A 19945-nucleotide genomic window follows, 5' to 3' on the forward strand; every position below is an offset into this window, starting at 1 on the left:
GTTGCAGCCGATACTGCGGCTGCGGGCCCCGATGAAATCCGCTGACTCACACCTCATTGCCAGAACGAGCTCGAAGCTCGGCAACCAGTTCAGGTTTAGTGAGTCCCGTTCCGACCTGTCTTGTCATCTCACGCGGTTGCCAACGAAACTTTTGGCGTGGGTCAAAAATAGCTGTTTTTGCGTTACACAGGCGAGCGGAATTGTTCCACTCTAAAAATGCAGGCTTCGTTAGGATTACGTGTTAATCTGGTGAAGCCAGTGAGCTCGGCGCTTTAGCCTTTATGCGGCTGAAGCGACCCGAGTCCGAGCAGAGTGAGCCAGTGATGATGTGCGTGACCGGTCAGGTTCTGTCGCATTAACGCGCCGATGTAAAATGCGGCTTTTTTGAACCATGCCGCGATATCGACGCCAAAGTTGCCATGCGTCGCAATTCGATAGTCGCCGCATGTGTTGAGGTTTCCTGCCATTAGCCGCATCCTGAAAGTTGAACGTACCCTGATCGATCGGGCTTTCGGCGTTTCTAATCCGTCGCTCAGTAGGGCGAGGACAATGCGTGCGCCAGTGCACGGGACGCTCGCCAAGCGGCGCGGTCAATGTACACATGCTCACGAATCTGCTTGCGCAGGAATACGTCGTTGTCGCCAGCCACCGCAATGATTGGCCCTGAGATCGTGCTTACCTGATTTGCCGCCCCCAATCCAAGGGCCTGCTCCGGAATGGGGCTGATATTCAACTTCTGTCCGTTTGGGCGAGGCATTGGCAACGGAATCGCACTAGCTTTGATTGCCGCTGGCAACGCCGGAAACGGATCGATGCCTGTGATGCGGCCTGCTTCCACGAATTCAAATTAAACGCGGCGAACTGGAGACGAGTGGGTCAGTTGACATGACCTGAGGGGCTGACGGAAATCCGATCGACGCGACGATCCCTGACGTGCCGTCTTGACGATTTCGAAGACTCGCCGCGCCGCCATATTTACTCGCGATCGCCTTGACGATCGACAGTCCAAGGCCGCTGCCCTCGATTTGCGTGCTCGCTCGAAAGAAGCGGTCGAACACCCGTGGCAGCAGTTCTTCCGCAATACCGGGCCCGGTGTCGGTCACCTCGATCCACACCATGTCGTCGCGCACCCGTACGCTCAGATCAACCTTGCCGCCTTCCGGCGTGTAGCGGATCGCGTTACCGACAAGATTGCGGACGGCAATGCCGACATCGGCTTCGACCGCGCGGACAAACGCGCCCGCCATTTCGTCGGCGCCGATATCGATGCCGCGCTTCATCGCGATCGGCAATACTTCGGCCACCGCGCCGACGACCACGGCGGGCACATCGACGCGCGTCAACGTCTCGGCTTGCACCGCCGCATCGGCACGCGCGAGCCTGAGCAATTGCGTGATCAGACCGCCACTTCGGGTGATGCCGCTGCGCAATTCGAGAAATCGCTGCTGGTTGCCCGCCACGATAAGCGGCTGCAGATTGTCCGCCTGCAATTGAAGCGCGGTGAGCGGCGTGCGTAGCTCGTGCGCCGCGTCGGAAATAAACTTGCGTTCCGACTCGATCGACTGTGCGAGCCGATTGATCATCCGATTGATCGAGTCGATGAAAGGACGTATTTCGATCGGCACGCCCGCCGTCGACAACTGCTGAAAATGACTGACGTCGATGCCCTGCACTTGCGCACCCAAACGATTCAACTTGCGCAACGAGCGGCGCACGACAAGCAGCACGGCAATCCACACCAGCGGCACGAGTACGATCATCGGCCAGAGCGTATTGACCGCGCTTTCTTCCGCAAGCTCGTGCCGCACCGCCGAGCGTTGCGCGACCTGAATCACCATAGACGGCTCACGCAGCGTGTAGATGCGCCACTCCTCGCCGCTAACGGCTGTCGTCATGAAACCCGCTGGCGCCTCGCGCGGCAGCGCCAGAGAAGGTTCAGTCGACCGGTAAGGCGTGGCCTGATCGTCCTTCCAGATCGTAATGACAATGTCGCGTTCCGGTTGCGAGCCGCGCGCGGGAATGGTGGGCAGCGAATCAGCGAAACCGCCGCGCATACGGCCGGCGACCTGTTCGAGCCGAAGGTCCAGCAACGCGCTCATGCCCGCTTTCGACAACTGAAACGAACTGACGCCCTGCACCACACCGACGATGCTGACCAGCACGCAAAGAGCGAAGACAAGCTGGTTTCGTAGAGACTTGATCATAGAGACGCGGAAAAGTGTTTCGTCCAACGAGCGATTCGGGGACGCCGGAACACCCAGGGCAACGCAAGAGACGGCTGAGACAGTTTTTTTGTGAAGCGATTCTGCACGCCCGACCAGGCGCTTTCTCGCGTCGAAACGACGCCGTGGACTCCACTGTAATCCACTGTATAAACGAGAATTTGCAAAGGATGAGATGCCGTCTGGACGTGATTCAGCAGGTGGCGCGTGGTCCTGCACTAGCGCCAATAGGCATATCCATACCCATAGTTCCGGTATCCCCAGTTCGGGTGTCCGTAATAACCAACCACCACGGGCGGCACATACACGGGAGGTGGCGGCGCGTAATACACGGGCGCAGGCGGCGGTGCATAGATCGGTACGGGCGCGACAGGCACCGCCGCCACTATTGGCATGATCGGCATCGCCGGCACCCCGATGCCGACACCGACGAACACATGCGCCTGAGCAACACTCACGAGGCCGACGCTTAATGCGGCGGCGACTACCACCTGGCGAATCCCTTTCATGTTTTTCTCCTTGACCTTCGGCGCAGCGAATTGGCTGCATCGGTTGACGTGCATTCTGGTCGTTGAGAGTTAGGAAAGAATGAGCGACCGTGGTTTTATGAAACAGACGCTTAATCACACCGTGGATCATTTGCAGCGTGCCGCGCACGCTCCTCATTTCCGCCTAATTCACGGCGCCTACGATCCGTTCGTCGATGCACAGGTTCAGATTCGAACCCCCAGTCAGACGCGAAAAGCGCGTTCGGCACGCATCGGACTGAAGCGACGATACGGACCGCCGGCCCGACATGCGTCGCACCACTCAAGGAGCACATCATGTTTGCCGCACTTTTCGAAAAACTGGGGGCGTTGTTCTCGCCTTCTCGCCATGACGAACGCCATGCGTATCCGACGTCGTTGTTTCCGCCTTCTCACTTCGAACAACGCGAAGCGTATCTGGCGTCATCATCCGATCTCGTGGATCTCGAGCGCCGCATGCGTCATCTCGATAGGGGCTTCTATCCGTTCAGTCTGCATTCGAGCGTTATGCCGCGCGACAACGAACTGTGAACGATCAACGGATAAGGAGAACCGACATGCGTCACTATCAATGCGACAGTCCCGAAGCCGCGGCACGTATCGTCGCGGCCTGCTTGCTTTCTGACGGACACGTAGGAGCGGACGAGATTGAAGCGCTCGATCGCCATGGCATCGAACAGCGATTGTCGTTGCGCCCGCGTCAGTTCCTGGCCATCGTGCAGACGCTGTGCGAAGACCTGACTTCCACCGCCTATCTGAATTGGGGCGACGCGTGCAGCCTCGATCCCGTCATCGTCAGCCAACTCGCGGCCGACGTGCAGGACTCGCAAATCCGGCGCGACGTCATCTGGCTATGCAAGGAAGCCATTCATGCGGACAGGCATATCTCCGAGGGAGAAGCCAGATTTCTTTACCTGTTGCGCGCTGCGTGGAATTTGCCGGAGCACGCCGATCGTGCCCGTCCACGCGATCTGATCAGACTCGCGCGCGGGCATCGAGTGCAGTGACTGAAGGGCCGGCCGTGTCACCTTCCAGGCGAATCGCCTTTACCCCGGACGGGATGACGAAAACGCGTTCCGGCCTGAAGCCGCTCCCCGCCACCCCGGCTTAGCCACCCATTCGAATCCGCCAGGCCGCGCGCTCGAAAACGCGTGGCCTCGTGGGCCTCCAGCCCTATAATCTGCACCATAGCTGCCAGGATGGCTCGACGTCAGCGTCACAACCCGCGCAATCGAACGAGGCCGGCTCAACATGGGTCACTATGTCTTTTCCGCCGTTGTGCTTGTGCTCATTCTTGCGAGTGCAGCGCTTGGATCGCATGTGCGTGCACGCCTCGCCGATCACCATTTCCAGGAAGACTCGCTTGCCGCGATGCGCATTGCCGTTGGTCTGGTGGCGACGCTTTCGGCCTTAGTGCTTAGCCTGCTGATTTCTTCCGGAAAGTCTTCGCTCGACCTGGTCAACAGCGCGCTCCAACACAATAGTGTCGCCATGATCCAACTGGATCGAACTTTGTCCCAGTTTGGCCCATCGGCCGATGGTCTACGCGCCGACATAAAAAACGACTATGCCCAATGGATCTCCTTCCTGTTTTCCAACAAAACGGGAACGACTGCAGAGGCAGAATCGCGGAAAATCCTCAGTGGTACCTATGACATCCAGGGACGCATTTTCGCCTTGCAGACCGCCGGCCTCTCGCAGGACAAACTCCGTGAACATGCGATGCAACTCTGGGACGACATATTCGCGGGTCGATGGCTCGCACTCGAACACAGAAGAGGCTCGATTCCCCCTCCCCTCATTGCAGTGCTGGTTGGCTGGCTGACCGTCATATTTGGCATATTCGGCTTCAGTGCGCCAAGAAACTGGAGCATGTGCGTCGTATTTCTTCTTTGCGCAGTATCGGCCACGACAGCTGTGTATGTTGTTCTCGATCTCGACACGCCATTTCAGGGCATGGTGAATGCGTCGAACACGCCCATGATGGATGCGCTCAAGTTCATGGGGAGATGACTTGAAGCACCTCTCTCGCCATGTCCCTCACGCTTCCGTGACGAAACTGCGGTGGCATCGATGACGCCCGTCGGCACATTTGCTCAGACCTGCCGGACGCCCCTGTTCGTACTCGGGCTCGAACTGGCGGCGTGGAAGCCTTCCAGAGCGCGCGCGACATTCGGGACCGAAGCGATGCTCTCTGTCGCGCTTGCTGTCAGAGACGTGGGTGGGCCGCGATTAGCGGCTTCGCTGTCATGCAAACGAGTTTTGCCGGCTCCGTAGAGCAAGACCGCGCACCGCAGATGGGCACGGCGATCGGTGCCGCGCTGGGCACCGTAGTGGGCCCCTGGATCGGTGACCATCCGTGGTTGTCGTGCCCGCGTTAGGGGTCGGTGGTGTCACGGTGTACCGAGCCAACGGGTCCAACGCGGCCTACGCCTGGATTCTGGGCGGCGTGACGGCGCTGATGGTGACATACGAAGCGCATAGCCTCGCGTCCATCCGGGCGACCGCATCATTTGCGGCGCTGCGGATCACCGAGGTCGCGGTTGGGACACTTGCTTGCCTGCTGGTGGCGAGCGTGTTTCATTTCGGACCGAAGTGCTACTGAAAGAACAGGGCGCCCTTACACGCTTCAAACGCTCGCGCGGCGGTTTTGACACCGCCACTGGAATCAGTGCGCCCGACCCGCATGCTGCTGGTCCTGCAGGCCGCACTGTCGAGTCCCATCCTCGGATCCCTCACTTACGTGATGCATCAGCCGGGTTTCGCGCAAGCAATGGTCACGGCGATCGCGGTGCTGATTGTGCCGCCGGGGCTCGCCGCAGACAGCACCCGGCAGCAGGTCATGGAAAAGATGGTGCAGCGCGTGGCCGGCTGCTTGCTGGCCGGTATGCTCGGTGTAGCGCTACTCCCGCTGATGCAGGGGCAAGCCATGCTCTGCATGCTCGCGTTGCCCATCGACGGGTGGACAGGATCATCATCGGTCGGCCGCCCCGTTACCCGCGCTGATGCGGCTATCCGGCATTCTCGCCGGAATCGTTGTCTTGGCGGCGGTGATGCTCGCGACCGGCAACCTGCACAGCCCTTCATAGGATGGACACCCCACCTGCTCGATGGGAAACGCTAAAGCAGTACTCAATCGTTCATCCGCCCATCGACGAAGCCGCCGCACGGCGTGTGCTCTGGCGGTCTGTGATAGAACATCCGCGAAGCCAACGTTTCTTTCGTATGGAAGGCCTGCGGACACTCTTTCTTCAACCTTTGTATGGTTCGATTGATCTCGCTCATTCCGCGGCTCGTAGCATCGATCAAATTGGCTCGCTGAAACAGGTCTAGCATCATGTACTCTCCGCAACGGTTGTGAATGGTTCGAGAGTTCAATGTACTGTCCTTGAATTAGATTTCAATTATCCTCAGCTCGACGTCAAAGGGGTACGCGAGAAAAACAGCGGCTGGCCAGCCTATGACGACGCCAAAAGCATCCGCCGCAGGCCGGCCTGCGTAGCATCAGGCTAATTCAATGCTAACTGTGCGTGTTCATGATGGCCTCATCGAATTGGAGGACACGAACATCATGAAGCTCTTAAGAATCACACGCATCGCCTTGCCCCTGGGCTTGATCACCGTTGCGCTCACCGGCTGCGCGGTCATTCCGCCGACTGGCCCGTCCGTCGTCGCATTGCCGCCAAGTGGCAAACCGATAGGCATGTTCCAGCAGGAAGACTACGCATGCAGGGACTACGCCTTCCGCTCGGACAATCGCGCCACACCGGCTCACAGTGAAATACCGAACGGCGTCGGCAGCACTGCGATCGGAACCGTGGGTGGAGCGGCAGCTGGCGCGCTGCTCGGCGCCGCGGCGGGAGATGCGGGCGTCGGCGCAGCGATCGGTGCGGGCGTGGGTCTGCTGTTTGGCGGCGCCGCCGGTGCAAACGGCGCGCAAGCCACCTCGGCCGGTCTGCAGGCGCAATACAACGCAGCCTACGCGCAATGCATGGCCTCAAAGGGCAACAGTATTTCTCAACCGGCCGTCTATACGACGGTTCCGGCCGCGTACGCACCAAGCGCCATCGTTTACGGCTACCCGTGACGCTTCGGCTGCGGGTCTTTTCGATTTCCCCAGTTCATTTTCTTCTTGCCCTGCCGCGTGATGATGCGGCTAGGGATCACGAACAGCGAAAGCCCGCTGTCGTGGCTTAGTTACCCGTCTACGAGGTACTCAGAATGTTCACGAAGATTCTCGTCGCAATCAGTGCAAGTTCCGCCGACACCGTCCTGACGTCTGCCATTGAAGCCGCGCGAAAGTACAACGCAAACATTGTCGCACTCCATGTAGTCGACCCAACGCCCTGTTATCTGGGCGCCGCCGACTGTAACTATGGCCTGATCGTGGAGGCGATAACGGAACATGGTCGCAAAGTGGCCACGCATGTCAGGAAAGTGCTGGACAATCAGACTTGCACAGCGGAAGTCCGCATGGTTACGCTGCCGGCGTCCGGAATGACAATTGGTCGCGCGATCGCTATTGTTGCCGATGAGACGGGTGCTGACCTGATTCTTCTCGGCGAACGGAGTTCGTCCCCGTGGCGCTGGTTAGGTGAAGACGTGGCATCGGAGGTCGTACGCTGTTCCGGCACCCCAATCCAGGTCGCGGCCGAGAGGAGCAACCCGAGATCGGCGCATCGTGCCGGTGCACGTTGGGCTGATGCGTTTACCGTGCGCATGTGAAAATCCCCGCGTCTTCGCAAGGGCCGGCCGCTGAGCGTCTCTTCACGGCCAACAAACAGCGAGCTGACCGCTGGTCGCGGCTCGCTTCGACCATTCTTTACTTGACCAACGCGGAATTTTTACCCACAATCTTTCCCGTGGAAACATAAGACTCATTAACTTGACCGCCCCCCTACACCATCCCGCCATGAAAAACGGACCGTCTACAGCCCGCAAGACTCCTGTGCCGCCAAAGACAAAAACCCGAAAAAATATCGCCGAGCCCGTGCAAGACAAGCCCTATCATCATGGGTCGCTTCCGCACGCGCTGCTGGAGGCGGCCGAAACCGTCTTACGCCGCGACGGTATAGGCAGCTTAACGTTGCGCGCCATTGCCCGTGAGGCGGGCGTCTCGCATACAGCGCCCCAGCACCATTTCGGCGACACTGCAGGCGTGCTCAGCGAACTTGCCGCCAGCGGCCATCGGCGGCTGGCCGCGACCATGGCAGTCAAAGCGGCGGGCATCCCATCCGGGCCGGCCAGTCGAAAGGCCATTGCACGCGGCTACGTCAGCTTCGCGGTAGATAACCCCGATCTGCTTCGCCTGATGTTTCGCAGCGAGATGCTCGACAATACGCGGGCGTCGCTCGTCGACGCAAGACAGCTATCCGCACGTGCGTTGATGGGTGCCTTCGACGAGCAGCCCAAGCCTACGCCGGGCAAATCCGCGACGTTCGGCCGGTTGGATGCCGCGCAGGCTATTGCGATGACTGCGGGCTGGGCGTATGTTCACGGCCTTGCATCGCTGCTCATCGACGGTCGACTCAAAGCGTTGGCCGCGTCCGCCGAAGGTATCAGCAATACCGAAGAACTCGTGGATGCCGCGATTGAGCACATGCAACTCATTCATGACGCCAGTCTCAAGCTTAAGGCCAGGCAAGCCGCCAGCAAGCGACCGAAACCCGAGGCAGAGACGAGCGATTCGCCCTGAAAGACCGCTATTTTGAGTTTTTAGGCGGCGGCACAACACCGGCCGGTGTTCAATGCCGCCACTGCCTGGCAACCCTCCGCCTTGCAGGGTGTCGCGCACGGCGGCACCCACTTGCCTGCTCCAGGTAGGCAAACACCGCAGAATCAGGTTGGATCGCGCATCGACCTGCGCTAATTTTCACCTCATTTCCTTCGGAGAACATAGGTGATGCGGATCGACGATTCGCATCACCTAACCGAAAGGAAGTCCATCATGTTCTCATTCTTCAACCAACCCGCACGTTCAACTGCCAACGGCGCAGGCCAGGTTTCCGTCAGTGAAATGGCGACGCAATCGACAACACTCGACGCAGGCGATGAAAAGAAGGCCGCTGACCAGCCGGCAACTTATGAAGAAATGTTTCCCTACTTGATGGTTGCGATGGTGACAGCCATCTGAGACCCGCCGTGCGGCAACAAGCGGCACTATGTACCGCCGCCTGCCGCTGAACCAAGACGCACTGCTTCGCCGCGATGGTTGACCTGACCCGCTCGTGGCGAACCCTTAATCACCACGGCCAGTTTCCTGATCGCCCCGAACAAGGCCGCCTGATGCGCCACTCAGCCGACAGCCGAATCGCAGGAGCAACGCCCGCACTGTGGCCTGGCACCGCATCACAATTGCCGAGGGGACAAAGATGAGAATTCTGTTAATCGAAGACGATCTGCAGATTGGTCAAAGCCTGCTGCGCGCGCTCAAGGATGCCGACTTCAGCGTCGACTGGGTGAGAGACGGCTTCGCCGGACGCACCGCCCTCACTGGCACGGAGTACACCGTCGTATTGCTCGATCTGGGCTTGCCCGGCATGGACGGCATCGAACTCCTGAAGACGGCGCGCGCATCGGGTAACGCCGTGCCGGTGTTAATACTGACTGCCCGAGACGATCTCGACTCGCGCGTTCAGGGCCTCGACGTCGGCGCCGACGACTACCTTATCAAGCCCTTCGACGTGCCCGAACTGCTCGCGCGCATCCGCGCGGTGATCCGCCGCAAAGCCGGTTACGCGTCCTCGCGCCTGGGCGACGAGTCCCTATGCCTCGATCTCGGCAAACGCACGCTGACCTGCAAGGGTTCGAAAACCGTGCTGTCCGCGCGCGAATTCGCACTGATGCTGGCGTTCCTCGAGCGGCCCGGCACGATCCTCTCGCGCGAGCAACTGGAAGACCGTTTATACGGCTGGGGTAAGGAAGTGGAAAGCAATGCGGTGGATGTGCTGATTCATTCGGTACGCAAGAAATTCGGCCAGACGGTGATTCGCAATGTGCGCGGGCTCGGGTGGACCGTGATGCTTCCCGATGCCCCCGCGGGACAGACGCCGTGAGACTGCGCGTATATGACGCCCCGCGACAGCGGGGCAATCGTCAGAAGCGGTGAATCACACCTGCAGCAACCGCGACCATGCTGCGTGAGGACGATGGCGTCGAGTTAAATCCGTCGCCGATGGAGGGAGTCGCTGAAATGATGGAAGCTCCATTCGGCCCCAGCGTCTGTCCGCCAGCTCGTTGATAGGCCTGTACCATATAAAGCCCCGTCCGCTTGGAGAGGCTATAGAACTCCGATAGCGAGGCTTGCTGATACTGCGCACCGTCCGTAATTCCATTGGCCTTGCTTGCACGCGTATAGCTGTAGCCGGCGGCGAAGTTCCACACCGCTGCCACTCTGACGTGAACCACCGCGCCAAACGTATTCCATACGGCAGTCGATTTGAAAGAAGAACCTGCTCCGGGGCTATATTGAACGTTTGAATACGACGCCGAAAGATCAAGATCAGGACTGAAAGCGTATCCCGCCGTCACCGCAAACCGGTTTTGTGCTGCGGCAGTCTGGTATCCGTTTGTGACAGACGAGATGCCTTGCTGGCCGTTATTTGTGGCAGTGGAGTTTGCGTTCCATGCTCCTCCTCCCGGGGTAGCATTGTTGAAGCGTTCGAAGCCTGCCCCAATTCCGAATGGACCCATCTGATACTTCGCGCCGGCGCTCCAACTTGAACCGGTATTCAGACTTCCCGGCGTACCACCAAGCGCGTAGGAAGCACTGGCCGTTAATCCATCGATCGTTGGCGTAGTATACGATACGGTGTTGTTCGTCTTGTAATCCGTATCGAAGTTATCGAGGTCACCAGGATGAGCACCGGAGAACCCGGTCAGCCAGGTCGTCGGCGAATACGACGAAGTCATCCAGTAGTACGACATATATTGGCGACCGAGCGTCAAGCTACCGTATGCTTTGTCCTGCAACCCAACCCATGCCTGCTGGGCGAACATCGCCCCCGGAAACTGCGCACTGCCATTTGCAGAATTGAAACGCGACATGAGGTTAAAAATGGCGGACAGCCCGCCGCCGAGATCCTCACTCCCTTTCATGCCGAACTTGCTGCCCTCCCAGATTCCAGGCGAGAGTTGTACGTTGTGCGCGCCGTTGCTCGTGGAACCCAGTGTCGTCTGGCTGTTTGAGTAAGCAATGCCGTTATCGATCACACCATAGAGCGTCACACTGCTTTGTGCATGAGCGATGCTCGGCAGTGCGGTGACGCAAACTGCCGACAAGCCAGCGAACAGCCTGTTCTTTATTTTCACAACGATCTCCTCAGTACTTGTTGACTCGGTCGGGTCGACGACCGAGCCGCTTTCCACAAATTCGATCTGCAATCGCCCGTCTTTACGTTAGCGCTAACAAATCAGGTTAAAATTGTTGGGCTGGCCGAATGCCGTTCTGCTGCAAGGTTGATTGCCCTTTCATTAGCACGCGCCCTTCTCGATCTCTTCCAGACTCAACCCAGCCGTTTCGCGCAAACAATAGATCGCAAACAGCGTCGCGCCAAAGCAGCAGACTGAAAAGGTCCCAAACGCGGACTCAACACCCATCTCGAGTAGAACCGGGAACGTCGACGCGACAATGAAGTTCATCACGAACATCGAAAAAGCCGCAGCCGACATCGTGCGAGCACGAATGCGCATCGGAAGCAGTTCCGGCATCATCACCCAAACCAGTGGTCCCCAGCTGAAAGAAAACGCGGCCTTGAATACCGCCAGCGCACCTACCGCCACCACGCTGCCCATTGCAGTAGCCGGTCCGCCGAAGTGGAACACGCAGCCAAGCGTCGCCATGCTCAAACCCATCACGACAGAACCGCCGATCAGAAGCGGACGCCGTCCGATGCGGTCGACCACACGTGCGGCGAAGATCGTCATGATGATCGACAGTACACCGAGGCCCACGCTGTTCAGCAATGCGGTCGATTCGCCGAATCCCGCCGCGCGCAGAATGGTCGGCGCGTAGTACACGATCGTGTTGATGCCCAGTGCCTGTTGCAGCACCGCGAGACCGAATACAGCGATGACGGTAGGACGTAAGGCCCTGGATTTCAGCACATCGACGAGACGCACTTTCGACCCCACCTTGTTGGTCCCCTCGATTTCCCGCAGAGCCTCGGCTGCATCCTCGGGCGTATTGGTGATCTCGAGCACGCGACGCGCTTCCTGCACGCGCCCCTGGCGCACGAGCCAGCGCGGCGAATCCGGCTGGAAGATCATGCCGATCGTCAGAAAGATTGAAGGCACCGCCGCGAGACCGAGCATCCAGCGCCATTGGCCGTGCGCGGACAGCAGGTAGCAGACGACATATGAAATCAGAATGCCGGTTGCAATCGCCAATTGGTTTAGGGATGACAGGCCGCCCCGAGTATGCTTCGGCGAAATCTCAGCCAGGTAAAGCGGCACCTGCACCGTAGACACACCGATCGTGATGCCGATCAGCACACGAGCCACGATCAGGCTCAGCGGATTCGGCGCAAGCGCGGACAGTATCGACGTTACGATAAACATACTGCCCGCAGCGATCAGCATCTTGCGTGGGCCGAAGCGTTCTGCGAAACGCCCCGTGCCGAAGGCCCCCACCATCGCTCCGAGCAACAGCCCACCCACCACCATCCCTTGCAACTGCGCACTCAGTACCATGTCCTTGCGGATAAAGAGCAGTGCTCCTGCAATGACACCACTGTCATAGCCGAAAAGAATGCCGCCAAGCGCGCCAAAAAGGTAGGCGATTCGCGCGCGACTGCGCGACCTGGTTGGAAAATACGTCAGCGTGTCAGTTCCCATCTGTTGTCTCATCCATGTTTTCGTTTCATTTGCGTGGCCCGGATCATATGCCGGACTCCAGCGTCAGTTTGCGATGCAGGTCGTGTCCAATCCTAACCTCCGCGATTTCCTCCTAAAAAAGCAGGCAAGCAACACGCGCGAAGCGCCCCGTTCGCCTGCGGTCCTTCATCCGACTACCGACACTTGCGCCAGGCCCGCGTCGACAATCATATTCTGGCCAGTAACGGCCGCAGCCTGGTCCGACGCAAGGAATAGCACCATATCGGCGATGTGCTTCGCCTCGACCGGAAATTTCAGGCACTGCAGTTCGATGAATTGATGCGCATCGCCGGAATCAAACCACAGCGTCTTTTGCCGGTCCGTCAGGATGGGGCCCGGCAGCACTGCATTCACGCGAATGTTGTCGCCACCCAGCTCACGCGCCAGCGTGCGGGAGATACCGCTGATCGCCGCCTTCGCGGCGGTATAGGCGATGAGGTTGGGACGGCCGCGCAGCCACGAGATCGAGCCCATGTTGATGATCGCGCCGCCGCCTTCGCGCGCCATCGCCGGCGCGACGCGCTGCGCTGCGAAGACGTGATGCGTGAGATTCGTGCGGATCATGTCTTCCCAGCGTTCGGGCGTCAGATCCTGTAATGGGCACCGATCATCCCGCCCCGCGTTGTTGACGAGCACGCGAATTGGTCCAAGCGCCGCTGCGGCCGCATCGAGTGTCGCCCGATACGCGTCGACGTCGCGAATGTCACAGCGTGCGAACCACGGACGTGACTCGGCCGGGTAACTCTCGCATAACGCATGGCCGTCGGCTTCGTTAAGATCGCAAAACGCAACGCGTGCGCGTTGTGCGACGAACGCCTCGACCAGCGTCGCGCCGATTCCCGATGCACCGCCCGACACGAACACGACGGTGTTCTCCAGCGAAGAATAGATTGCGCTCATCAGTAGGCCACCTTTAGCGGTGCGTGGTCGGCACAGCCCTTCATGCGGGCGAGTACCGCTTTCGCCTGCTGCATCATGAAAACGAGATCGGAGCCGACGGCGACGTAGTCATAACCCATCTCGACGAAACTCTTGACCATCTCGGGCGAAGGCCCGAGCGTGCCAATCGGCATACCAACCGCGCGGGCGCGTTGCGCCGCCGAGCGCATCAGCGTCTGTACGCGCTCATCCTGCAGGTTGCCCATACAACCTAGCGCCGCCGACAGATCGCCCGGACCGATGAACAGCGCATCGACGCCCTCGACTGCAGCGATCTCTTCGAGACGATCGATGGCCTCAGGTGTTTCCAGCTGCACAATGCACGTAGTCAGATCGTTCGCGAGCTTGCCGTAATCACTGAATGTACCGTAGCGGCTCGCGCGATGAACGCCCGCGAAACCGCGCTGCCCGAGCGGAGGATATTTTGCCGATGCCACGATCCGACGTGCCTGTTCGGCGCTTTGCACGTACGGAAACATCAGTGTTCGCGCGCCGAGATCGAGCGCCCGCTTCACGAGGGCAGGATCGTCACTGGTCGATACGCGCACAATCGGCGTTGCAGGCGTGCAATCGACGGCCTGAAGCATCTGCCAGGTGTCGCGAAAGTCGATTGGCCCGTGCTCCATATCGATTAGCAGCCAGTCAAATCCGCCATGCCCAAGCGCTTCCGCGTTACTCGGTGTTCCGGCCATCAGCCACGTGCCAAGCGGCGGAGCGGGCTGGTCGAGCAACGTGCGAAACGCGTTTGTGTCAGGCTGGTGCTTGCTCATCAGGAAACCTCTGCTATCAGTAGATCGGTGGCTCTACTGGCTCGTGCCAGCCCGCCAGAAAGTCGAAATCGCATCCTTCGTTCGCCTGTGTGACGTGCTCGAGAAAGAGCTTCGTGTAACCGCGCGGCGGTTTTTTCACATCCGGCTTCCATTGCGAGCGGCGCTGCTCCAACTCCTCGTCGGACAGTTGCACGTCAAGACGCCCCGCCGCCACGTCCAGGTCAATGACATCGCCCGTGCGGATCAATGCCAGCGGACCACCCGCGGCTGACTCCGGCGCCACATGCAGCACACAGGTGCCGTAATGTGTGCCGCTCATACGCGCATCCGAGATGCGCACCATGTCGCGTACGCCCTTCTCCAACAGCTTTTTCGGAATCGGCAGATTGCCCCACTCAGGCATACCCGGGCCGCCGAGCGGGCCGCCATTGCGCAAAACGAGCACCGTGTTCTCATCGACATCGAGCTCGGGATCGTTGATGCGCGCGTTCAGGTCGACCATCGAATCGAATACCAGCGCGCGGCCGCTGTGCTTGCTGAACTTCCCGCTCGCACCACTCGGCTTGATCACGGCGCCCGCCGGCGCGAGATTGCCGCGTAACACGGCAAGCGCACCGGCTTCGCTGACGGGCCGCGCAAGCGGCCGCACGACTTCGTCGTCCTCGCATTGCGCGCCTTCGAGGTTGTCACCGAGCGTGCGACCGTTCACCGTCATGCTATTGAGTGACAGACGGTCGTGGACGCGTCGCAGCAGTGCCGGAAGGCCACCGGCATAGTAGAAGTCTTCCATCAGGTTCGAACCGGACGGCAGCACATTGGCCAGCACCGGCACCCCCTTCCCCAGCCGCTGGATATCGTCGAGCGTGAGCGATACATTGCCCCGGCCGGCGATGGCGATCAGATGGATCGCCGCGTTCGTCGAGCCGCCAATTGCCATATAGGCGGCAACGCCGTTGAGCACCGACTTTTCGTTGAAGAATGAAGATGGCTTCAGGTCCTCCCACACCATCTCGACGATGCGGGCACCACTTTCGGACGCCATCCGTGTATGCGCCGAGTCCATCGCAGGAATGCTGGCGGCATTGGGCAGCGTGAGACCCATTGCCTCGGCAATCAGTGTCATTGTGCTCGCTGTACCCATCGTGTTGCAGGTTCCGGGCGTTCGCGACATGTGCGATTCGAGCACAATCCACTCCTTGCCGCTCAGATGCCCGGCCTGCTTTTCATCCCAGAACTTGCGCGTATGGGTTCCCGCGCCGACCTTCTCACCCCGGTAGCGGTCATTGAGCATCGGCCCTGCCGGCACAAAGATGCAAGGCAGGTTGGCGCTGAACGCGCCCATCAGCAGACCCGGTACCGTCTTGTCGCAGCCACCCAGCAGCACGGCACCGTCGATGGGCAGCGAACGCAGTAGCTCCTCCACTTCCATCGCGAGGAAATTTCGGTAGAGCATCGTAGTCGGTTTGACCAGCACCTCGCCAAGCGACATAGCCGGCAATTCGAACGGCATGCCACCCGCCTGCAGGATGCCGCGCTTCACTGCTTCCGCACGCTCACGCAAATGCGCGTGGCATGGCGAGAGATCGCTCCATGTGTTGACGATCGCAATGACCGGGCGCGACATGAATTCCTCGCGCCGCAAGCCCATTTGCTGCAACCGCTGCCGGTGCGCAAACGAGCGCGTGTTATCGGGTGCCAACCAACGCTGGCTGCGGAGATCTTCGAGACGCTTCTTCACTTTTGACCTGGCTTCGATTGAGAAAAGATGCAGCTAACCTGGCGGAATTTAAGAAGAGACATAGTTAGCGCTAACTTTTTCCAGTATCTGTTAGCGCTCCCATCAAGTCAAACGAAGATCATTAAGGATTTGCCCTAGTCAGGTGGCGTATCTGCGCAAACAGTTCAGGCCGTGACGGAAACATTCAGTGCGAAAGCGCATGAACCCGGTCGGAACGGCCCCAACACGCTCACACGGCCATGTCCATGTCTATCTGGATCAGGTCGCCGCGATATAGCACTTCCGCGTAATAGATAACGACGCCTTGCGCGTCGTTGATGATCCGCTGGATGCGGGCGACCGGCGCATCGACAGGGATGCGCAGCAGATGGGCGGTCGCGGCGTCGGCGGTCGCGATCTTCAGCGTCTGTCGCGCACGCGCCATCGGCCGGGGATCGAACTCCATCAAGATCGGAATCACAGTCTCGTTGCGAAAGCGCTCGGGTGCCCGCGCGAATAGCCGCTCGTCGAGATAGAGCGCGATCACGCAATAGGGCGCGTTGCCGGTCGAATGCACGCGCTTCATGTACGTGTAGGCGGCGGCGAGTTCGCCGTCTGCGGCAGTGATGGGAGGCACCCGAGTGTTCTCTTCGATGGTCAATAGCTCAGGTGTGGTCGCGCGGTACGTGTCCGCGAGTTCGTCGAGGCTGGTGACGACATGGACCGGTTTGTGCACTGCCGCCGGCGCGTTCACGAACGTACCGCGGCCTCGCATTGGGATCAGGAGGCCCTCGGTCGTCAGCGTCTGCACCGCCTGGCGCGCAGTTACACGCGCCACCCCGAATTCGTCGGCGATCTGCTCCAGGGTCGGCACAGCTTCGCCGTTGCGCCAGACACCGCGCGTGATTCGATCCCGCAGATCACCGGCGATCTGCACGTAAAGAGGAATGGGACTGGACGACGAGGCACGCATGGTTCGCATGAGACTGGTGGACAGAAGCGTTGCACGCGATGGGCGATTCGCACCATCACGCACGCATGCTGTTGAGTTTGGAATACCCGTATAGTACTATAAACCATACTTTATTACTTTACTACCCTGCATGGGGATCCGCGCACCCGCCGACGGACTGTGAGATACACGCCATGACCGATCTTGAACCCGACCATCCCCCTCTGACCCGCACCACCATCGCGCGTATCGAGACCTATGTTCTGCGCTGCCCGATCGATACCCCAGTGAGAACCTCCTTTGGCGTCATGCACGAGCGGCCCGCGCTGTTCGTTAAAGTCGTCGACCGTGACGGCGCAACGGGCTGGGGCGAGGTGTGGTGCAACTTCCCGTCATGCGGCGCCGAGCATCGTGCGGCCCTCATCGAAACCTTGTTCGCGCCGCTGCTGCAAGGCCAACATGTCACTCATCCGGGCGCGATCTTCGAGCAGCTGACGAAGGACACTGCTGTCCTCGCGCTGCAATCGGGCGAGCCGGGCCCCATTGCCCAGGCGATCGCCGGTATTGATCTTGCCCTTTGGGACCTGCAGGCACGGCGCGCCAACCTTCCTCTTTGGCAGTTGCTCGGCGGCAGTGGCGATGAGATCGCCATTTATGCGAGCGGCCTCAATCCGACGGGTGTGGCAACGCTCGTCGCCGATCGACTCGAACAAGGTTTTGAGGCCTTCAAGCTGAAAGTCGGCTTCGGGCGCGAACGCGATGCAGCAAATCTGGCGGCGCTGCGCGAAATCATCGGGCCACAGCGCCGCCTGATGGTCGACGCCAACCAGGCGTGGGATATCGACACCGCGCTCGCCATGACTGAAGTGCTCGAGCGGCACGATCCCGACTGGCTCGAAGAGCCGTTGCGTTGCGATCGCCCCATTGCTGAGTGGCAGATGTTGAGCGCGCGCAGTTCGGTGCCGATTGCCGCCGGCGAGAACATGGCGGACCAGGCCGAGTTCGTAGAGGCGATAGTCAGCGGCGCCTTCGGCGTGATCCAGCCCGATGCTGCCAAATGGGGTGGCATTTCGGGCACGTTGGCGATTGCGCAAGCCGTCCAGCAAGCGGGACTCACCTACTGTCCGCACTATCTGGGAGCCGGCGTCGGTTTGCTCGCATCGGCGCACCTGCTCGCCGCGGCGGGAAACAGCAACGGCCGCGGCATGCTCGAAGTGGACGCCAACCCGAACCCTCTGCGCTCGCTCCTTTGCGGGCCGATCGAGATGCCTGTGAACGGCCGGGTTCGTCTTGGTCATGCGCCGGGTATCGGTGTCACCCCTGACATTGAAGCGCTGGCTCGCCAGATAGCCGCACGGCCATGAGCTTGCGGGCACAGGCCACACTGCTCGACTTTCTCCTCACCTCTATTTTCAATCGATGAACGCTACCGTACCGTCCTATCCCGATACACACCTGTATATCAACCAGACCTGGCGCGCCACCGCACACACGCAGCCGGTCATCGATCCTTCCAGCGAGGTCCAGATCGGCCTGGTATCGCTCGCCTCAGAAGCCGATCTCGCTGAAGCCGTCAAGGCGGCCCAGAGCGGTTTCGAAATCTGGCGCAGGGTACCCGCCTTCGAGCGCAGCAAACTGATGCGCCGTGCTGCGCAACTGATTCGAGAACGCGCCGACGACATCGCCCGCACCATGACGATGGAGCAAGGGAAGCCGCTCGCTGAGTCGCGAATCGAAACGCTCGCCTCAGCCGAAGTCGTCGAGTGGTTTGCCGAAGAAGCGCGGCGCACCTACGGCCGCGTCATTCCTGCGCGCGTCGACGGCGTCCGGCAAATCGTCACGCGCGAACCGGTGGGACCTGTCGCGGCTTTCACACCGTGGAATTTCCCGATCAATCAGGCTGTACGCAAGATCTCCGCCGCCCTCGCAACCGGATGCTCCGTTATCCTGAAGGGTCCGGAAGAGACTCCAGCCAGTTGTGCGGCCCTCGTACGCGCATTCGCCGACGCTGGCCTGCCGGCCGGTGTGTTGAATCTCGTTTTCGGCGTGCCCGCCGAAGTGTCCGCCTTTCTGATTGCACATCCCGTCATCCGCAAGATCTCCTTTACCGGCTCGACGGCGGTGGGCAAGCTCCTTGCCGCGCAGGCCGGCAAACATATGAAGCGCATGACGATGGAGCTCGGCGGCCATGCGCCCGCCCTTGTTTTCGCGGATGCCGACGTGCCTCGGGCAGCGCGCTTACTCGCCGCCGCCAAGTTCCGCAACGCGGGGCAAGTCTGCGTTTCGCCCACGCGCTTTCTCGTGGAAGAAGCGGCATTCGATGAATTCGTCGAGCACTTTGTCAGCGAAACGCGCGACATCATGGTCGGCAATGGGCTGGGCGAGGGTGTGCGGATGGGTCCGCTCGTCAACGAGCGGCGCCTTCAGGCGATGCAGGAACTCGTGGCCGACGCCGTCGGCCACGGTGCCAAAGTCCTGACGGGCGGTACGCGCATTGGCAGCAAAGGCTACTTCTTCGCGCCCACCGTGCTCGCGAATGTCGCCTCGTCCTCTCGCATCATGCACGAAGAGCCGTTCGGCCCCATTGCGCCTGTCTCAACCTTCAGGACCTTCGACGAGGCCGTGGCCGAGGCAAACCGCCTACCGTTCGGCTTAGCCGCCTATGCCTACACGCGTTCGAGCGAGAAGCTTGCTGCGGTGGGGGAGTTGATCGAAAGCGGCATGGTATCGATCAACCATCACGGGCTTGGACTGCCCGAAGCGCCCTTCGGCGGAATCAAGGATTCCGGATACGGTTCGGAAGGAGGGACGGAGGCACTCGAGGCGTATCTGAACACAAAGTTCGTGTCCGAGCATCGCTAATCGCACAGACGCTGGATGACATGGCCCCGCAAACATGGACCGCCGCCCCTCTGCGGCGCCCCACATCTATCGTCAGGGAAGGA

At 60.2% G+C, this 19945-nt stretch carries 23 protein-coding genes; 12 read left to right on the top strand and 11 right to left on the bottom strand.

Annotation, left to right across the window (positions count from 1 at the left end):
* Nucleotides 1–272: 272 nt before the first annotated feature.
* The 4 genes from KHO30_RS15625 to KHO30_RS15640 form a co-directional block, all read right to left on the bottom strand.
* Complete coding sequence (locus tag KHO30_RS15625) at nt 273–467, bottom strand: hypothetical protein (protein ID WP_211701514.1); 195 nt, start codon at nt 465–467, stop codon at nt 273–275.
* 65 nt (nt 468–532) lie between these two features.
* On the bottom strand, nt 533–733 hold the full coding sequence (locus KHO30_RS15630; RefSeq protein WP_211701515.1) for a hypothetical protein: 201 nt from the start codon (nt 731–733) through the stop codon (nt 533–535).
* A 109-nt stretch (nt 734–842) separates the two neighbouring features.
* Nucleotides 843–2204, bottom strand: coding sequence for an ATP-binding protein (locus tag KHO30_RS15635; protein WP_211701516.1), 1362 nt, complete (start codon nt 2202–2204; stop codon nt 843–845).
* Between the two features lie 236 nt (nt 2205–2440).
* Nucleotides 2441–2731 carry a hypothetical protein gene (locus KHO30_RS15640; RefSeq protein WP_211701517.1) on the bottom strand — a complete coding sequence of 97 codons (291 nt, stop codon included), beginning with the start codon at nt 2729–2731 and terminating at the stop codon, nt 2441–2443.
* Between the two features lie 315 nt (nt 2732–3046).
* Between KHO30_RS15640 and KHO30_RS15645 the strand changes: the two genes are divergently transcribed.
* From KHO30_RS15645 to KHO30_RS39290, 5 genes are all read left to right on the top strand, one after another.
* Complete coding sequence (locus tag KHO30_RS15645; RefSeq protein ID WP_211701518.1) at nt 3047–3280, top strand: DUF3563 family protein; 234 nt, start codon at nt 3047–3049, stop codon at nt 3278–3280.
* 26 nt (nt 3281–3306) lie between these two features.
* Nucleotides 3307–3756 (top strand): tellurite resistance TerB family protein, encoded by a 450-nt coding sequence (locus KHO30_RS15650; RefSeq protein ID WP_211701519.1) that lies wholly within the window; start codon nt 3307–3309, stop codon nt 3754–3756.
* Between the two features lie 244 nt (nt 3757–4000).
* Complete coding sequence (locus KHO30_RS15655; RefSeq protein ID WP_211701520.1) at nt 4001–4762, top strand: bestrophin-like domain; 762 nt, start codon at nt 4001–4003, stop codon at nt 4760–4762.
* Nucleotides 4763–5108: 346 nt separating this feature from the next.
* Nucleotides 5109–5354: a hypothetical protein gene (locus KHO30_RS39285; protein ID WP_244864052.1), complete on the top strand. Its 246-nt coding sequence runs from the start codon at nt 5109–5111 to the stop codon at nt 5352–5354.
* An 81-nt stretch (nt 5355–5435) separates the two neighbouring features.
* The gene (locus KHO30_RS39290; protein ID WP_244864053.1) at nt 5436–5873 is read left to right on the top strand and encodes a hypothetical protein; all 438 of its coding nucleotides are present in this window, start codon (nt 5436–5438) and stop codon (nt 5871–5873) included.
* Between the two features lie 8 nt (nt 5874–5881).
* Here KHO30_RS39290 and KHO30_RS15665 read toward each other — a convergent pair whose 3' ends face one another.
* Entirely contained in the window at nt 5882–6034 is a 153-nt protein-coding gene (locus KHO30_RS15665) for a hypothetical protein (RefSeq protein WP_211701521.1), read from the bottom strand.
* A gap of 286 nt (nt 6035–6320) precedes the next feature.
* On the opposite strand from KHO30_RS15665, the gene KHO30_RS15670 reads away from it, so the two are divergent.
* From KHO30_RS15670 to KHO30_RS15690, 5 genes are all read left to right on the top strand, one after another.
* Nucleotides 6321–6836 (top strand): glycine zipper family protein, encoded by a 516-nt coding sequence (locus tag KHO30_RS15670; protein WP_211701522.1) that lies wholly within the window; start codon nt 6321–6323, stop codon nt 6834–6836.
* Between the two features lie 134 nt (nt 6837–6970).
* On the top strand, nt 6971–7474 hold the full coding sequence (locus KHO30_RS15675; protein WP_211701523.1) for a universal stress protein: 504 nt from the start codon (nt 6971–6973) through the stop codon (nt 7472–7474).
* A gap of 187 nt (nt 7475–7661) precedes the next feature.
* Nucleotides 7662–8444 carry a TetR/AcrR family transcriptional regulator gene (locus KHO30_RS15680; RefSeq protein ID WP_211701524.1) on the top strand — a complete coding sequence of 261 codons (783 nt, stop codon included), beginning with the start codon at nt 7662–7664 and terminating at the stop codon, nt 8442–8444.
* A 252-nt stretch (nt 8445–8696) separates the two neighbouring features.
* Nucleotides 8697–8882, top strand: coding sequence for a hypothetical protein (locus KHO30_RS15685; protein ID WP_211701525.1), 186 nt, complete (start codon nt 8697–8699; stop codon nt 8880–8882).
* Nucleotides 8883–9120: 238 nt separating this feature from the next.
* The gene (locus tag KHO30_RS15690) at nt 9121–9804 is read left to right on the top strand and encodes a response regulator transcription factor (RefSeq protein WP_211701526.1); all 684 of its coding nucleotides are present in this window, start codon (nt 9121–9123) and stop codon (nt 9802–9804) included.
* A gap of 40 nt (nt 9805–9844) precedes the next feature.
* Here the strand turns inward: KHO30_RS15690 and KHO30_RS15695 are convergent, their stop codons facing one another.
* The 6 genes from KHO30_RS15695 to KHO30_RS15720 all read right to left on the bottom strand — a co-directional run bounded on the left by KHO30_RS15695 (nt 9845) and on the right by KHO30_RS15720 (nt 17030).
* Entirely contained in the window at nt 9845–11053 is a 1209-nt protein-coding gene (locus tag KHO30_RS15695; protein ID WP_211701835.1) for a porin, read from the bottom strand.
* A gap of 168 nt (nt 11054–11221) precedes the next feature.
* Nucleotides 11222–12583: a sugar porter family MFS transporter gene (locus KHO30_RS15700; RefSeq protein WP_211701527.1), complete on the bottom strand. Its 1362-nt coding sequence runs from the start codon at nt 12581–12583 to the stop codon at nt 11222–11224.
* A 165-nt stretch (nt 12584–12748) separates the two neighbouring features.
* Nucleotides 12749–13522, bottom strand: a complete 774-nt coding sequence (locus tag KHO30_RS15705; RefSeq protein WP_211701528.1) for an SDR family NAD(P)-dependent oxidoreductase — start codon at nt 13520–13522, stop codon at nt 12749–12751.
* Nucleotides 13522–14331, bottom strand: coding sequence for an HpcH/HpaI aldolase family protein (locus KHO30_RS15710; RefSeq protein WP_211701529.1), 810 nt, complete (start codon nt 14329–14331; stop codon nt 13522–13524). Before KHO30_RS15710 ends, KHO30_RS15705 begins: the two co-directional genes overlap by 1 nt.
* Nucleotides 14332–14347: 16 nt before the next feature.
* Nucleotides 14348–16087 carry an L-arabinonate dehydratase gene (gene araD, locus KHO30_RS15715; protein WP_211701836.1) on the bottom strand — a complete coding sequence of 580 codons (1740 nt, stop codon included), beginning with the start codon at nt 16085–16087 and terminating at the stop codon, nt 14348–14350.
* 211 nt (nt 16088–16298) lie between these two features.
* The gene (locus tag KHO30_RS15720) at nt 16299–17030 is read right to left on the bottom strand and encodes a GntR family transcriptional regulator (RefSeq protein ID WP_244864055.1); all 732 of its coding nucleotides are present in this window, start codon (nt 17028–17030) and stop codon (nt 16299–16301) included.
* Nucleotides 17031–17059: 29 nt separating this feature from the next.
* Here KHO30_RS15720 and KHO30_RS15725 point away from each other — a divergent pair, with 29 nt between their 5' ends.
* Complete coding sequence (locus tag KHO30_RS15725; RefSeq protein ID WP_244864056.1) at nt 17060–18364, top strand: mandelate racemase/muconate lactonizing enzyme family protein; 1305 nt, start codon at nt 17060–17062, stop codon at nt 18362–18364.
* 55 nt (nt 18365–18419) lie between these two features.
* On the top strand, nt 18420–19862 hold the full coding sequence (locus KHO30_RS15730) for an NAD-dependent succinate-semialdehyde dehydrogenase (protein WP_211701530.1): 1443 nt from the start codon (nt 18420–18422) through the stop codon (nt 19860–19862).
* Nucleotides 19863–19945 lie beyond the last annotated feature (83 nt).

Origin of the sequence: Paraburkholderia aspalathi (assembly GCF_905220735.1) — a bacterium.
In the GTDB taxonomy this organism is placed as follows: Bacteria; Pseudomonadota; Gammaproteobacteria; order Burkholderiales; family Burkholderiaceae; genus Paraburkholderia; species Paraburkholderia aspalathi.

What these genes read in the sequence shown, in the direction of transcription:
- KHO30_RS15625 (WP_211701514.1), bottom strand. Translation starts at nt 467, where the DNA reads ATGGCAGGAAACCTCAACACATGCGGCGACTATCGAATTGCGACGCAT.
- KHO30_RS15635 (WP_211701516.1), bottom strand. Translation starts at nt 2,204, where the DNA reads ATGATCAAGTCTCTACGAAACCAGCTTGTCTTCGCTCTTTGCGTGCTG.
- KHO30_RS15640 (WP_211701517.1), bottom strand. Translation starts at nt 2,731, where the DNA reads ATGAAAGGGATTCGCCAGGTGGTAGTCGCCGCCGCATTAAGCGTCGGC.
- KHO30_RS15645 (WP_211701518.1), top strand. Translation starts at nt 3,047, where the DNA reads ATGTTTGCCGCACTTTTCGAAAAACTGGGGGCGTTGTTCTCGCCTTCT.
- KHO30_RS15650 (WP_211701519.1), top strand. Translation starts at nt 3,307, where the DNA reads ATGCGTCACTATCAATGCGACAGTCCCGAAGCCGCGGCACGTATCGTC.
- KHO30_RS15655 (WP_211701520.1), top strand. Translation starts at nt 4,001, where the DNA reads ATGGGTCACTATGTCTTTTCCGCCGTTGTGCTTGTGCTCATTCTTGCG.
- KHO30_RS39290 (WP_244864053.1), top strand. Translation starts at nt 5,436, where the DNA reads ATGCTGCTGGTCCTGCAGGCCGCACTGTCGAGTCCCATCCTCGGATCC.
- KHO30_RS15665 (WP_211701521.1), bottom strand. Translation starts at nt 6,034, where the DNA reads ATGAGCGAGATCAATCGAACCATACAAAGGTTGAAGAAAGAGTGTCCG.
- KHO30_RS15670 (WP_211701522.1), top strand. Translation starts at nt 6,321, where the DNA reads ATGAAGCTCTTAAGAATCACACGCATCGCCTTGCCCCTGGGCTTGATC.
- KHO30_RS15675 (WP_211701523.1), top strand. Translation starts at nt 6,971, where the DNA reads ATGTTCACGAAGATTCTCGTCGCAATCAGTGCAAGTTCCGCCGACACC.
- KHO30_RS15680 (WP_211701524.1), top strand. Translation starts at nt 7,662, where the DNA reads ATGAAAAACGGACCGTCTACAGCCCGCAAGACTCCTGTGCCGCCAAAG.
- KHO30_RS15685 (WP_211701525.1), top strand. Translation starts at nt 8,697, where the DNA reads ATGTTCTCATTCTTCAACCAACCCGCACGTTCAACTGCCAACGGCGCA.
- KHO30_RS15690 (WP_211701526.1), top strand. Translation starts at nt 9,121, where the DNA reads ATGAGAATTCTGTTAATCGAAGACGATCTGCAGATTGGTCAAAGCCTG.
- KHO30_RS15700 (WP_211701527.1), bottom strand. Translation starts at nt 12,583, where the DNA reads ATGGGAACTGACACGCTGACGTATTTTCCAACCAGGTCGCGCAGTCGC.
- KHO30_RS15705 (WP_211701528.1), bottom strand. Translation starts at nt 13,522, where the DNA reads ATGAGCGCAATCTATTCTTCGCTGGAGAACACCGTCGTGTTCGTGTCG.
- KHO30_RS15710 (WP_211701529.1), bottom strand. Translation starts at nt 14,331, where the DNA reads ATGAGCAAGCACCAGCCTGACACAAACGCGTTTCGCACGTTGCTCGAC.
- KHO30_RS15720 (WP_244864055.1), bottom strand. Translation starts at nt 17,030, where the DNA reads ATGCGAACCATGCGTGCCTCGTCGTCCAGTCCCATTCCTCTTTACGTG.
- KHO30_RS15725 (WP_244864056.1), top strand. Translation starts at nt 17,060, where the DNA reads ATGGGCGATTCGCACCATCACGCACGCATGCTGTTGAGTTTGGAATAC.
- KHO30_RS15730 (WP_211701530.1), top strand. Translation starts at nt 18,420, where the DNA reads ATGAACGCTACCGTACCGTCCTATCCCGATACACACCTGTATATCAAC.